Annotated in this window: 12 protein-coding genes; 6 read left to right on the top strand and 6 right to left on the bottom strand. The window is 73.6% G+C overall.

Going from position 1 to position 12,956, the window contains the following annotated elements:
* The 3 genes from ptsP to dhaK form a co-directional block, all read right to left on the bottom strand.
* Positions 1-2,429 (bottom strand): phosphoenolpyruvate--protein phosphotransferase (gene ptsP, locus RL72_RS03850; protein WP_052674166.1); only part of this gene is annotated, 2,429 nt, incomplete at its 3' end.
* A 28-nt stretch (positions 2,430-2,457) separates the two neighbouring features.
* A complete protein-coding gene (dhaL, locus tag RL72_RS03845; protein ID WP_052674165.1) occupies positions 2,458-3,096 on the bottom strand; it encodes a dihydroxyacetone kinase subunit DhaL in 639 nt (212 codons plus the stop codon).
* A 111-nt stretch (positions 3,097-3,207) separates the two neighbouring features.
* Positions 3,208-4,203, bottom strand: coding sequence for a dihydroxyacetone kinase subunit DhaK (dhaK, locus tag RL72_RS03840; protein WP_045249488.1), 996 nt, complete (start codon positions 4,201-4,203; stop codon positions 3,208-3,210).
* 261 nt (positions 4,204-4,464) lie between these two features.
* Here dhaK and RL72_RS03835 point away from each other — a divergent pair, with 261 nt between their 5' ends.
* Positions 4,465-5,232, top strand: coding sequence for an IclR family transcriptional regulator (locus tag RL72_RS03835; protein WP_045249487.1), 768 nt, complete (start codon positions 4,465-4,467; stop codon positions 5,230-5,232).
* Here RL72_RS03835 and RL72_RS03830 read toward each other — a convergent pair.
* From RL72_RS03830 to RL72_RS03820, 3 genes are all read right to left on the bottom strand, one after another.
* A complete protein-coding gene (locus RL72_RS03830; protein WP_082072031.1) occupies positions 5,229-5,777 on the bottom strand; it encodes a GNAT family N-acetyltransferase in 549 nt (182 codons plus the stop codon). The genes RL72_RS03835 and RL72_RS03830 overlap by 4 nt on opposite strands.
* Positions 5,778-5,909: 132 nt before the next feature.
* Positions 5,910-6,419, bottom strand: a complete 510-nt coding sequence (locus RL72_RS03825) for a phosphoribosyltransferase (protein WP_045249486.1) — start codon at positions 6,417-6,419, stop codon at positions 5,910-5,912.
* A gap of 67 nt (positions 6,420-6,486) precedes the next feature.
* A complete protein-coding gene (locus RL72_RS03820) occupies positions 6,487-6,924 on the bottom strand; it encodes an Lrp/AsnC family transcriptional regulator (protein ID WP_175491326.1) in 438 nt (145 codons plus the stop codon).
* A gap of 167 nt (positions 6,925-7,091) precedes the next feature.
* On the opposite strand from RL72_RS03820, the gene pdhA reads away from it, so the two are divergent.
* From pdhA to RL72_RS03795, 5 genes are all read left to right on the top strand, one after another.
* Positions 7,092-8,234 (top strand): pyruvate dehydrogenase (acetyl-transferring) E1 component subunit alpha, encoded by a 1,143-nt coding sequence (gene pdhA / locus RL72_RS03815; RefSeq protein ID WP_045249485.1) that lies wholly within the window; start codon positions 7,092-7,094, stop codon positions 8,232-8,234.
* Positions 8,235-8,305: 71 nt separating this feature from the next.
* Positions 8,306-9,289, top strand: a complete 984-nt coding sequence (locus tag RL72_RS03810) for an alpha-ketoacid dehydrogenase subunit beta (RefSeq protein WP_045249497.1) — start codon at positions 8,306-8,308, stop codon at positions 9,287-9,289.
* Positions 9,286-10,692 carry a dihydrolipoamide acetyltransferase family protein gene (locus tag RL72_RS03805; RefSeq protein WP_045249484.1) on the top strand — a complete coding sequence of 469 codons (1,407 nt, stop codon included), beginning with the start codon at positions 9,286-9,288 and terminating at the stop codon, positions 10,690-10,692. The genes RL72_RS03810 and RL72_RS03805 overlap by 4 nt, the downstream gene beginning before the upstream one ends.
* A 74-nt stretch (positions 10,693-10,766) precedes the next feature.
* Positions 10,767-11,186 carry a hypothetical protein gene (locus RL72_RS03800; RefSeq protein WP_045249483.1) on the top strand — a complete coding sequence of 140 codons (420 nt, stop codon included), beginning with the start codon at positions 10,767-10,769 and terminating at the stop codon, positions 11,184-11,186.
* A gap of 45 nt (positions 11,187-11,231) precedes the next feature.
* Positions 11,232-12,755 carry an ATP-dependent DNA ligase gene (locus RL72_RS03795; RefSeq protein WP_045249482.1) on the top strand — a complete coding sequence of 508 codons (1,524 nt, stop codon included), beginning with the start codon at positions 11,232-11,234 and terminating at the stop codon, positions 12,753-12,755.
* The last annotated feature ends 201 nt before the right edge of the window (positions 12,756-12,956 follow it).

Here is a 12,956-nt window from a genome sequence, read left to right as displayed (position 1 = left end):
GGCCGCCGCTTCCGCGGTGCGCCGGCATCGTCCGCGGTCACCGTGCGCAGCCGCGCCGCGACGCGGGCGAGCGAGCGGGCGGTCATCGACAGGCTCGTGACCCCGAGGCCGACGAGCACCGGCGCGATCGCCGGGTCTCCCCCGGCCTCGCCGCACACGCCGACCGGCTTGCCCCGCGCGCGCCCCGCGGCACCGACCGTGCCGATCAGGCGCAGCACGGCCGGCTGCCAGGGGTCGTTGAGCGCGCCCAGCGGTGCGGACAGCCGGTCCGCGGCCATCGTGTACTGCGTGAGGTCGTTGGTGCCGAGGCTCACGAAGTCGACGACGGCGAGCATCTCGGCGGACAGCAGCGCCGCGGCGGGCGTCTCGATCATGATCCCCGCCCGCGCGATCCCTGCGGCCCGGCACGCGGCGACGAAGTCCCGCGCTTCGTCGACCGTCGCGACCATCGGCGCCATGACCTCGACCTCGGCGCCCTCCTGCGCCGCCGCGTCCGCGATCGCCGTGAGCTGATGCGAGAGCAGGGCGGGATGCGCCCTGGCGACCCGCAGCCCCCGCACGCCGAGCGCCGGGTTCTCCTCGTCCGCGCCGGTCGCGAAAGGGAGGGGCTTGTCGGATCCGGCGTCGAGCGTGCGCACCACCACCGTGCGTCCGGCGAACGGCGCGAGCACGCCGCGGTAGGCCGCGACCTGCTCGGGGACGGTCGGCTCGGCCGCGCGGTCGAGGAAGCAGAACTCGGTGCGGAACAGACCGACGCCCTGCGCGTGCGCCGCAGCAGCCGCGCGTGCGTCCACGGCGCCTCCCACGTTGGCCCGCAGAGTCACGGGCGTCCCGTCGGCGAGCTGTCCGCGGCCGTCGAACTCGGGTGGATCCTCGGAGGTCGCGGCGCGCTGCCGCTCCGGCGGGTCCAGCTGCACGGTCCCGCTCTCGCCGTCGACGAGCACCACGGTCTCCGCGGGGATGGCGGTCGCTCCGGCGGCTCCGACCACCGCGGGGATGCCGAGGGCGCGCGCCAGGATCGCGGTGTGCGAGGTGGGCCCGCCCTCCTCGGTGACGAGCGCGACGCACCGGCTGCGCCCGAGAGCCGCGGTCTCCGCGGGGGCCAGATCCCGCGCCACGAGCACGAACGGCTCAGCGCGATCGGGGATCCCCGGCACGTCGGCTCCGGTGAGCCGCGCCACGAGGCGGTCGCGCACGCTGCGCACGTCGGCGACGCGCTCCGCCATGCGCCCGCCGAGGTCGCGCAGCAGCCGGGCCTGCGCCTCGGCCTCGTCCCAGACGGCACGGGCGGCGGAGACGCCCTCGGCGCGCACACGCGCGGCGGCGCCCGCGGCGAAGTCGGGATCCGCGGCGAGCAGCGCCGTCGCCTCGAGGATCTGCGCCGTCTCGCCCTCGGATCGAGCGGCGTCGGCCCGCAGCGCGGCGACGACCTCCGCCACCGCGGGGGCCAGGCGCGCCGCCTCGGCCTCGCGCCGATCCTCCGGGACCTCGTCCGCGGCAGCGGGCTCGGCGATCGCCTCGCCGAGCTGAGCCACGGGTGCCACGGCGACGCCCGGGCTGACGCCGAGCCCGTGCAGGGTCGCCCCGGGAACCAGGTCGGCCGCAGGGCTCTGCGCGGCGGCGGGCGCGCCGCTCCGTTCGTCGGTCGTGCTCGGCGCCCCGGTCGTGCTCGGCGCCTCGGTCGTGCTCGGCGCCCCATCCATCTCGCCGAAGCCGTCGTCGAACAGGGCGGCCACGCGCTCGACCGCGCCGCGCTCGCCCTCCAGCTCGACCTCGTCGCCGCGGCGCGCCCCGAAGGCGAGCAGCCGCATCATGCTCGCCGCCGGGACCGGCTCCCCCGCGGGAAGCAGCCGCAGCCGGAGCGGCGCCCCCTGCGCCGCCTGACCGATCATGGCCGCCGGGCGCGCATGCACCCCCGCGGGATTGCGCACGACGACCGTGCGCACGACCTCCCCGTCCGCCCGCGGCGCCGCCGGCATCGGCGCGGCGGCCGGCGGCTGCTGCTCGTCCTCCAGCTGGGCCGACTTCGCGACCAGTGCGCCGTTCGCCTCCGCCGCGACCGCGTCCAGGGACGCCCCCTGCGCGGCGGTCACGGCCGCGGCGAGCAGACCCTCGACGAACGGCGCCGACGCGAGCCGCACCGGCACGTCGCTCGCCCTCAGTTCGAGCGCGAACTCCGCGCTCATGACCGCGGATCCGAGATCCATCAGCACGAGCACGCCGTCGCAGGTGCCGGCGAGCTCATCGATCGCCTCGGCGACCCGCGTCGCATCCGTGCCCAGGATCGGCGAGCCGTCGGCCTCCGTGCCCGCCCCCGCGGCGAGCGCGATCGGCACCCCCGCCCCGGGGACCATCTGCGCGGCGAGCTCCTGCGCGGCCTCCGCCAGCCGCAGGCTGTGCGACACGGCGACGATCCCGACGGCCCCCATCAGCGCGCTTCCCCTCTGCCCCGGGCGATCAGCCGGCGACGGCCGCGGCCAGCGTCTCGAACAGCAGCGTCGCGGAGGCGGATCCGGGATCCATGTGCCCGGCGCTGCGCTCCCCGAGGTAGCTGGCGCGGCCCTTGCGGGCGACGAGCGCGATCGTGGCGTCGCGTCCGGTCGCCGCGGCCGTTGCCGCATCCGCCGTGGCGGTGCCCGCCGAGGCGCCCCCGGCGAGCGCGGCGTCCATCGCGTCGAGAGCCGGCGCCACCGCGTCGAAGAGCGTCTTGTCGCCGGCCTCCGCCTTGCCGCGCGCGACGATGCCCTCCAGCCCCGCACGCAAGCCCGCCGCGAGCGCGGCAGGGTCGACGTCGCTCACGGGGCCGAGGGTCGCGCCCAGTCGCAGGAAGAACGTGCCGTACAGCGGTCCGCTGGCCCCGCCCACCGTCGAGACGAGCGTCATCCCCACGGTCTTGAACAGCTCGTCCGCCGTCGCCGGGGCGGTCTGATCCGCCTTTTCGACGGCCGCGGTCATGCCGCGCGCCATGTTCGCGCCGTGGTCGGCGTCGCCGATCGCGGAGTCGAGCTCGGTCAGCCAGTCGCGCTGGGCGACGACGGCGTCGCGGAAGCGGTGCAGCCAGTCGGTGAGGACGGTGAGCGGGATGGCGTCGGTCATGCCGGTGTTCTCCTTCGATCGGATGGTGATGCTCCCGTCGCGGGAGTCGTCGTTGCGGGCTCCGGGCGGCCGCGCGCCCTGCGACGGGGTGCGGGCGACGGGCGGATCGGTTCAGGCGCCCCAGCGCAAGCCGGGCGTCACCACGGGGGCGTCCCAGAGCCGGAGGAGCTCGTCGTCGGCCTTGAGCACGGTCACCGAGCAGCCGGCCATGTCGAGCGACGTGATGTAGTTGCCGACCAGGTTGCGGGCGACGCGCACTCCCGCCTTCTCCAGGAGCGTCGCCACCTCCCCGTACATGAGGTACAGCTCGATGAGCGGCGAGGCCCCCATGCCGTTGAGCATCACGATGGCCGGGGATCCGGTGAAGTCCAGGTCGGCCAGGATCGGCTCGACGAGCTGCGCAGCGATGTCCTTCGCCGGCGCGAGCGGCACGCGGTGCCGGCCCGGCTCGCCGTGGATCCCGATGCCGATCTCCATCTGGTCGTCGGGCAGGTCGAAGGTGGGCTTCCCGGCCGCGGGCACCGTGCAGCTGGTCAGGGCCATGCCCATCGAGCGTCCCTGCCCGTTCACGCGGGCCGCGAGATCCGCGACGGCGGCGAGGTCCTGACCCTCCTCCGCCGCGGCGCCCACGATCTTCTCCAGCAGCACGGTGAGGCCCACGCCGCGACGGCCCGCGGTGTAGAGGGAGTCCTGCACGGCGACGTCGTCGTCCACCACGACCGAGCGCACCTCGATGCCGTCCATCGCGGCGAGCTCGGCGCCCATCTCGAAGTTCATGACGTCGCCGGTGTAGTTCTTCACGATGTGCAGCACGCCGGCGCCGCGGTCGATCGCCTTCGTGGCGACCTGCATCTGGTCGGGGGTGGGCGAGGTGAACACCTCCCCCGCGCAGGCGGCGTCGAGCATGCCGGTGCCGACGAAGCCCCCGTGCAGCGGCTCGTGGCCGGACCCGCCGCCGGAGAGCAGGGCGACCTTGCCCTCGTCCTTGCGGGTCGCGCGCAGGATCACGCGATCGGCCAGATCGACCTCGAGCTCCGGATGCGACAGCGCGAGTCCGCGCAGGGACTCCGCGAGCACGTCCTCCGGGGCGTTGATGAGCTTCTTCATCCTGCGACCTCCTCGTTGCAGTTCTTCCGCACCATCACCGTCCGGCCAGTGCCGGAACGGGCGGATCCGTGTCCGAGCCGCATTCCTGCGTCGTGCGGCGGCAGTGACGATCCAGCCTCTTGCGTCCTGCGTGGCCGCACTCCAGAATCGGAATGCTTTTCGTTAATGTCGAATATGCGATGAGGTTGTCGGATTGTCAAGGATCCGGCTCCCGAACGCCGTCGCCGCCGCCGAAGCCGCCGAGAAAGGGAGCCGCGTCCGATGATCCAGGCCATCGATCGCGCCGCGAAGGTGCTCGAACTGCTGCAGGGCTCCCGGCACCTCGGCATCACCGATCTGGCGACCGCGCTGCAGCTGCCGCCGTCCACCGTGCACGGCATCGTGGCATCGCTGCGGGAGCACGGACTCGTCGCGAAGGAGCGCGGCGGCCAGCGGTACATGCTCGGGCCCACGCTGCTCAAGCTCTCCAGCGTCTACCTCGATTCCCTCGACGTGCGTGCGCGCGCCCTCCGCTGGACTCAGGACCTCGCGCGCCGCACCGGCATGGCCGTGCGGCTGGGTGCGCCGCACTTCGCCGAGGTGCTGGTCATCCACCACGTCCTCCGCCCCGACGACAGCCCGCAGATGCTGGAGACCGGGGCCGCGCTCCCCGCGCACGCCTCCGCCATGGGCAAGGTGCTGCTCGCGTACGACCTGGGCTTCCAGCGCGCCGTGTTCGCCGAGCCCCTGCCCAGCCTCACCGGTGACACCGTCACCGACGCGTCGGCACTGGCCGCCGCCCTCCCGACGGTCGCGGAGCACGGCTTCGCGATAGAGACCGACGAGGCCGTGCTCGGCGAATCATCGCTGGCCTCGCCGGTCGCGGACGCACGCGGAGACATCGTCGCCGCGGTCGCGGTCGTCTTCCCGAGCGCTGACGGACCCGCCCCCGACGCGGCGCTGCACGCTCTGCGCGACACGGCGCGCAACATCTCGCGGGAGCTCGGCGCGACGGCCTGGCCGCCGCGGATCGCCCCTGCCGACGACTAGAGGCGGTAGCGGTAGGCGAGCAGATCGAGGATCCGCTCCCCGCCGATCCACAGCCCGTCGTTCTCCGGTGCGCGGTCGAAGCCCAGCGTCTCGTACAGCCGGTGCGCCCCGTGCATCGCGGGCCCGGTCTTCAGCGCGACCGCGTCGAAGCCGTCCGCCCCGGCCTGCCGGATCGCGTGCCGCATGAGCGCCGCGCCGATGCCCTGCCGCCGCGCGCCCGGGGCCACGGCGAGCAGCCGAAGGTCGGCGTCGCCGTCGCCGAAGTCCTCGTGCAGCGGCTCCCCGCCGGCGCGTCGCGTGGTGACGCTGCCGAGGATCCCGCCGTCCGCGCCGGTCGCGACCCACACGTCGAACCTCTCGGCGCGCACGGCGGATCGGTGCATCGGGTCGCCGCCGCCGCTCGCTCCGTAGTCGTGCGCGTATGCGGCATCGACCACGCGGTCGATCTCTGCGTACTCCGACGGATCGGCGCGGCGGATCAGCGGGGTCGCGGCATCGGCGGCGCCGAGGGGGCGCAGCGGTCGGGCGTCGGTGGTCACAGGCATGCCTTTCGGATCCGGGGATCGATCAGCAGGTTAGGCGCCTGTGACAGCGCGGGCGCAGCCGGGGTCCTCGTCTTACCGGCTGTTGCAGAACATGTCGGAGCGGGAATGCGTCCGCCCGACCCGCGATCCTGCTCAGGCCGTGGGCGGAAGGCCCTGGTCCTCCTCGCGGACCGTGCCCTTGGCCGACCACGGGAAGTCGATCCAGCGATCGGTGTCCTTCCACGCGTAGTCGGGCTGGATGATCGTGGTGGGCTTCGTGTAGATCGTGACGGAGCGCACGTCGGCGCCCTTCTCCTTGAGCAGCTCGACCGCGAGGGCGAGCGTGCGCCCGGAGTCGGCGACGTCGTCGACGAGCAGCACGCGGCGCCCGTCGAGGTACTCCATGTCGAGCGCCGGGGGCAGCACCTCCGGCGCGTCCAGCACGGTGCCGATGCCGGTGTAGAACTCGACGTTGATCGCGCCGCAGTTCTTCGCACCGAGGCCGTACGCGATCGCGCCCGCCGGCAGCAGGCCTCCGCGGGCGATCGCGACGACCACCTCGGTCTCGAAGCCCGAATCGAGGACCGTGCGGGCCAGATCCCGCATCGCCTCGCCGAAACCGTCCCAGGTGAGCACTTCGCGCTCGATCGCCGTGTCCGTCATGGATCCATTCTGCCGTGCGATCAGTCCGGGCAGAACCACGGATCCCGTGCGGGCGCGGGGGATCCGTTCACCGCTGGTCGAAGTCCTCGAAGATGAGCGTGGTGCGCGTCGAACGCACCGCGGGGATCGCCTGGATGTCCTCCAGCACGATGCGGCGGAGGTCGCGCGCATCGCTCGCGCGCACGAGCAGGATCACGTCGAAGTCGCCGCCGACGAGGGCCATGTGCTCGATCTCGGGGATGCGCTGCAGCCGCTCCTGCACCTCCTGCCATGCGGGCTGCTCGAGCGAGAGCATGACGTAGGCGGACGCGTGGTGACCGAGCAGCACCGGATCCGTGCGCACGGTGTACCCCGTGATGACGCCCGAATCGGTGAGCCGCTTGATGCGCGCGTGCGCCCCCGCCCGCGAGATGTGCACGGCCTCGGCGATGCCGGTCATCGAGGCGCGCGCGTCGCGTCGCAGCTCGTCGAGGATCGCGCGGTCGACGTCGTCCAGCTCCGCCATGTGAACACCCTCCTGCGCACGCCGCCTCGCGTGCATGCCGCGTTGACACTCTGCACCATGATGGCGCCTTGGTTGAGCAATCGTCCAGAACTGGATGGATCCTGTTGGACGACTGATCCCTGCGACGCACACTGGAGACATCACGTTCGGCAAGGAAGGCGGACCCGATGCAGCAGACGACGCCCGCGATGAGCCCCCCGCGCGACGAGGATCCCCGCGCGCTGCTCCCCCGCGACGAGCCGGTGCGGCTCATCGACGAGACCGGCGCCGCGCACGGCGACGCCGACTACCCGATGCCCGCCGACGAGCTGCTCGGGCGCGCCTACCGGGGTCTCGTCGAGGGCCGCCGCATCAACGACCAGGCGAACGCCCTGGTGCGCCAGGGACGCCTGGCGGTGTATCCGTCGTCGCACGGGCAGGAGGCGTGCCAGATCGCCGCGTCGATGGTGCTCGGCGAGCACGACTGGCTCTTCCCCACCTACCGCGACTCCGTGGCGGTGATCGCGCGCGGCGTCTCCCCGGCCGACGCCATGGTGCTGCTCAAGGGCGACTGGCACTCGGGGTACGACCCGCAGGAGCACCGCGTCGCCCCGCAGACCACACCGCTGGCGACCCAGCTCCTGCACGCGGTGGGCTTCGCGCAGGCGGCCAAGCACCGCGGCGAGGACACCGTGGTGCTCGCGCTGTGCGGCGACGGATCCACGAGCGAGGGCGACTTCCACGAGGCGCTGAACTTCGCCGCGGTCTTCCATGTGCCCGTCGTCTTCTTCGTGCAGAACAACGAGTTCGCGATCTCGGTGCCCCTGAGCCGGCAGACCGCGGCGCCCTCGCTCGCGCACAAGGCGATCGGCTACGGCGTGCCCGGACAGCGCGTGGACGGCAACGACGTCGCCGCGCTCCTCGCCGTACTGGGCGAGGCCGTGGACCGCGCCAGGGCGGGCGGCGGCCCGTCGCTGATCGAGGCGCACACGTATCGCATGCAGGCCCACACGAACGCGGACGACGACACCCGCTACCGCGAGCGCGCCGAGGTGCAGGCATGGGTGGCGAAGGATCCGCTGACGCGCCTGCGCGCGCACCTCACCGCGCGCGGCCTGCTGGACGACGCCCGGGAGCAGGAGCTCGCCGACGGCGCCGAGACGATCGCCGCCGCCCTCCGCGACGCGCTCAACACCGACGCGGACCTCGACCCGGAGGACCTGTTCCGGTTCGTGCACAGCGCCCGCACCCCGCAGCTGCAGGAGCAGTGGCATCGGCTGCGCGACGAGCTGGAGAGATCCGCCGCGTCCACCGAAGGAGGAGACCGATGACCATCGCGCACGAGGACGTCCGCACCGACGCCGCCGTCGCCGCGCAGCTCCGCACGCCCACGATCCAGGTCATGACCATGGCGTCCGCGCTCAACCGCGCCCTCGCCGACGCGATCGAGGCCGACCCCGAGGTCGTCGTCTTCGGCGAGGACGTCGGAGCCCTCGGCGGCGTCTTCCGCATCACCGACGGCCTCACCGAGCGCTACGGCGAGGACCGCTGCTTCGACACCCCGCTCGCCGAATCGGGCATCATCGGCACCGCGGTGGGCATGGCGATGAACGGGATGCGCCCGGTGGTCGAGATGCAGTTCGACGCCTTCGCGCTCCCGGCGTTCGAGCAGGTCGTCAGCCACGTCGCCAAACTCGGCAACCGCACGCGCGGCACGATGCGGATGCCGATGGTCATCCGCATCCCCACCGGCGGCGGCATCGGCGGTGTCGAGCACCACTGCGACTCGTCCGAGGCCTACTACGCGCACACGCCCGGCCTGACCGTGGTGTGCCCCTCGACGCCGCAGGACGCGTACTCGCTGCTGCGCGCGGCGATCGCGTCACCGGATCCGGTGGTCTTCCTCGAACCCAAGAAGCTGTACTGGACCAAGGGCGAGGTGGACACCTCGATCGTCGGCGAGATCGGATCCGCCCGCATCGCCCGCGAGGGCACCGACGTCACCCTCATCTCCTACGGCGCCTCCGTCGCGACCTGCCTCGAGGCCGCCGAGATCGCCGCCGGCGAGGGCCGCAGCGTGCAGGTGGTCGACGTGCGCACCCTCACCCCGCTCGACGACGCCGCGATCACCGCCTCGGTGCGCGCGACCGGCCGCGCCGTCGTCGTCGCCGAGGCGCCGGGCTACGCGAGCGTGGCCAGCGAGATCCAGTCCCGGGTGTTCGAGCGCTGCTTCGAGTTCCTGGAGGCGCCCGTGCGCAAGGTCACGGGGTTCGACACCCCGTTCGCGCCGCCGAAGTTCGAGCACTGGTACCTGCCCGACGCCGACCGCGTGCTGGACGCGATCGACACGCTGCACTGGCTCGACGAGCACGGGGAGGAATCGTGAGCACCGCGACGACGAAGGTGTTCCGCCTGCCCGACCTCGGCGAGGGCCTCACCGAGGCCGGCCTCGTGCAGTGGCTCGTGCAGGTGGGCGACACGATCCGCACCGACCAGCCCATCGCCGAGGTGGAGACCGCGAAGAGCGTCGTCGAGCTGCCGTCGCCCTTCGCCGGCGTCGTCCTGGCGCTGCACGGCGAGCCCGGGGAGACCATCGACGTCGGCGCTCCGGTGCTCGAGGTCGCGGATCCCGATGCCCCGGCCGGTGCCTCCGGCGGCGAGGTGGAGAAGGAGTCGTATCGCGCCGAGGAGCGCGCCGGGTCCGGATCCGGGAACGTGCTGATCGGCTACGGCACCACCGAGCGCGCGGGTTCGGGCCGCCGTCGCGCGCGCCGCACGGCCGGCCCCGCACGCGGGCAGGGCGGTCCTGCGGGGCGGCCGGGCCCGTCCGAGTCCGCTGCGTTGCCGGTCCTCGAGCGACCGGACGGTCCTGCAGAGCCCGCCCCGGGTCCGGTCGCCGTGCGCTCGCCCATCGTCCGCCGCCTCGCGCGCGACCTCGGCCTCGACGTGCGCCGCATCACTCCGAGCGGTTCCGACGGCGCCGTCACCCGGGCGGATGTGCTGCGCGCCGCGGTCGACCAGGCCGTGGACGGGATCTCCCTGCACGCGCTCGGCGCCCCGGACGGCACCGCCGTCGCGAGCGTCGACGGGCTCGCCGTGGTGTCGCGCGAGCGGATGTCCCCGCTGCGCAAGGCCGTGAGCGCCAGGCTCACCCGCAGCAGGGCGGAGATCCCCGAGGCGACGGTGTGGGTCGACGTGGACGTCACGGAGCTGTGGAACCTGCGCGCCGCGATGGCGCCCGCCGACGGCCGCGCGCCGTCGCTCACCGCCCTCGTCGCGCGATTCGTGCTCATCGCGCTCGCCGAGCACCCGCTGCTGGCGGCGCGACTCAGCGACGACGCGGGCGAGATCGTCTCGTTCGACGGCGTGAACCTCGGCGTCGCGGCCGACACCGACCGCGGCCTGATGGTGCCCGTGATCCCGCGCGCGCACGAGTTGAGCATCGACGAGCTCGACGCGGCGCTGCGCGAGCTGGCGGCGACCGCGCGGTCCGGATCCATGCCTCCGGACCGCCTGCGCGGGTCGACGTTCACGCTGAACAACTACGGCGGCCTGGGCGTCGACGGATCCGCGGCGATCATCAACCATCCCGATGTCGCGATCCTCGGCATCGGACGCATGATCGAGAGGCCCTGGGTCGTCGACGGCGCGATCGTCGCCCGCCGCATCGCGCAGCTCTCCCTCGTCTTCGACCACCGGGTGTGCGACGGCGGATACGCCGCCTCGTTCCTGCGCCGCGTGGTCGAGCTGCTCGAGCATCCCGCCCGGGCGTTCGGCCGGGTGCGCTGACGCGGATGGCCCGGTCCTCGGGCGCGCCCGGATAGGCTCGCCCGGGGAGACGGCACCGGAGGGGGCGTGATCCGATGATCGGCCGAGAGCTCGCACTCGCCCTGCGCCACGCGGGGCTCGTCTGGCACCCCGCCGCGGGCGACCGCTTCCAGCTCGATCTCCCGGACGAGGTGGAGCTCGAGGTCGAGGCCGAGGTGTTCCTCGTGAGTCCCATGACGATCGAGCCGCGCACGACGCCGACCGGCACGATCATCGCGTTCAACGGCACGACCGAGTGGGCGCTCGACGCGGTCGCGCTCGGCGACGCCGTCTGGCTGCCGCGCGAGGATCAGCTCCGCGAGCTGCTGCGCGGCACCTTCCGGCGCCTCGAGCGGATCCGCGACGCCTTCCGCGTCGAGATCGAGATCGGCGGCGAGACCCTGACGTTCGAGCACCCGGATCCGTCCGAGGCGTACGGGCGGGCGCTGCTGGCGCTCATCCGGCGTTCGGCCTGAGCCGCCCGCTCCGCCGATGTCCGAGGCCGGTGCGAGAATTCCCGCATGAGGCTCGCAGAGGTCGTCCGCACGACCGCCGAGGTCGCCGCCACGTCGTCCCGGCTCGCCAAGATCGACGCCCTAGCACAGCTGCTGCAGGGCGCCGCCCCGGAGGACATCGTCCCGGTCATGGGGCTGCTCCTCGCCGCGCCGCGGCAGGGACGTCTCGGAGTCGGCTGGCGCGGGCTCATGGCCGTCGACGTCGCGCACGCCGCGGAGCCGGTGCTCACGATCGCGGATGTCGACCGGACGCTCGACGAGCTGGCAGCCGTCTCCGGATCCGGATCCGCGGCCGCGCGCGCCGGTCTGCTGGGAGACCTGGCGACGCGCGCGACGGCGGAGGAATGGGATCTCCTCGCGCGGGCGATGCTCGGGGAGCTGCGCACCGGGGCGCTGGCGGGCGTGCTGCTCGACGCCGTCGCGAAGGCATCCGATCGCCCCGTCGCCTCCGTGCGCCGGGCCGCGATGCTCTCCGGCGACCTGGGGGCGACCGCCGTCCTCGCCCTCACCGGCACGGCGGAGGAGCTCGACACGGTCGGCCTCGCCGTGGGGCGCCCGGTGCTGCCCATGCTCGCGGCGAGTGCCGCCACGCCGACGGCCGCACTCGAGATCACCGGCGAGGCCTCGGTCGAGTACAAGCTCGACGGCGCCCGCATCCAGGTGCACCGTCACGGCGACGAGGTCGGCGTCTACACGCGCAGCCTCGCCGACGTCACGCACCGGCTCCCCGAGATCGTCGAGATCGTGCGCGCACTGCCCGCGCACGACCTCATCCTCGACGGGGAGACGCTGTCGCTCGACGAGGACGGCGGCCCGCGACCGTTCCAGCAGACGATGTCCCGCTTCGGCGCCGACGTGTCGCGCGAGCTCGTGCTGAGGCCGTGGTTCTTCGACGTCCTGCACGTCGACGGGCGCGACCTCATCGACGAGCCGCTCTCGGTGCGCCTCGCCGAGCTCGACCGCATCGCCGGCGACTGGCGGATGCCCGGCGTGGTCACCGCGGATCCCGAGACGGCGGAGCAGCTGTCCCGCGATGCGCTGGCCGCGGGGCACGAGGGCGTGGTCGTGAAGGCCGTCGGATCCCCGTACACCGCGGGCCGGCGCGGCAAGAGCTGGGTCAAGGTCAAGCCGGTGCTCACCTACGACCTGGTCGTGCTCGGCGTCGAGTGGGGGTCGGGACGGCGGCGCGGCCGGCTCTCCAACCTGCACCTGGGCGCCCGCGACCCGGAGGGCGAGTTCGGCGACCCCGGCGGCTTCGTCATGGTCGGCAAGACCTTCAAGGGACTCACCGACGAACTGCTGCGCTGGCAGACCGAGACGTTCCCCGCGTTCGAGACGCGCCGCACCGCCTCCGCACTGTTCCTGCGCCCCGAGATCGTCGTCGAGATCGCCATCGATGGCGTGCAGCACTCGCCGCGCTACCCCGGCGGCATCGCGCTGCGCTTCGCCCGCGTGAAGCGCTATCGCCCCGACAAGACCGCCGCCGAGGCGGACACGATCCAGACCCTGCGCGCCCTGCGGCGCGAGTGAGCCGCAGGGGCTGCGCCCCTCGGCCCGGGATCGGCCGGCGGCCGCGGCCGCGATAGAATCTCCAGGTCCGGCGCCCGCGCGTCATCCGCATCCCGCGCGCCGGTGCTCGAAAAAGGGGCACGAAGCCCGCAGCGCGACCCGCCGACGACGGCGGGCAGGCGCTCCGGCGAGACACATACGGATCCGTTTCCGTTGTCGTCT

This window comes from Microbacterium azadirachtae, assembly GCF_000956545.1.
GTDB lineage: Bacteria > Actinomycetota > Actinomycetes > Actinomycetales > Microbacteriaceae > Microbacterium > Microbacterium azadirachtae.
The sequence above is the reverse complement of the archived record's forward strand: the minus strand, read 5'-3'. Positions and strand labels throughout refer to the sequence as shown.

Excerpts from the sequence above, each read along its gene's own strand:
- RL72_RS03825 (WP_045249486.1), bottom strand. The coding sequence starts at position 6,419 with ATGACGGACACGGCGATCGAGCGCGAAGTGCTCACCTGGGACGGTTTC.
- dhaL (WP_052674165.1), bottom strand. The coding sequence starts at position 3,096 with ATGACCGACGCCATCCCGCTCACCGTCCTCACCGACTGGCTGCACCGC.
- RL72_RS03830 (WP_082072031.1), bottom strand. The coding sequence starts at position 5,777 with ATGCCTGTGACCACCGACGCCCGACCGCTGCGCCCCCTCGGCGCCGCC.
- pdhA (WP_045249485.1), top strand. The coding sequence starts at position 7,092 with ATGCAGCAGACGACGCCCGCGATGAGCCCCCCGCGCGACGAGGATCCC.
- dhaK (WP_045249488.1), bottom strand. The coding sequence starts at position 4,203 with ATGAAGAAGCTCATCAACGCCCCGGAGGACGTGCTCGCGGAGTCCCTG.
- RL72_RS03820 (WP_175491326.1), bottom strand. The coding sequence starts at position 6,924 with ATGGCGGAGCTGGACGACGTCGACCGCGCGATCCTCGACGAGCTGCGA.
- RL72_RS03795 (WP_045249482.1), top strand. The coding sequence starts at position 11,232 with ATGAGGCTCGCAGAGGTCGTCCGCACGACCGCCGAGGTCGCCGCCACG.
- RL72_RS03835 (WP_045249487.1), top strand. The coding sequence starts at position 4,465 with ATGATCCAGGCCATCGATCGCGCCGCGAAGGTGCTCGAACTGCTGCAG.
- RL72_RS03810 (WP_045249497.1), top strand. The coding sequence starts at position 8,306 with ATGACCATGGCGTCCGCGCTCAACCGCGCCCTCGCCGACGCGATCGAG.
- RL72_RS03800 (WP_045249483.1), top strand. The coding sequence starts at position 10,767 with ATGATCGGCCGAGAGCTCGCACTCGCCCTGCGCCACGCGGGGCTCGTC.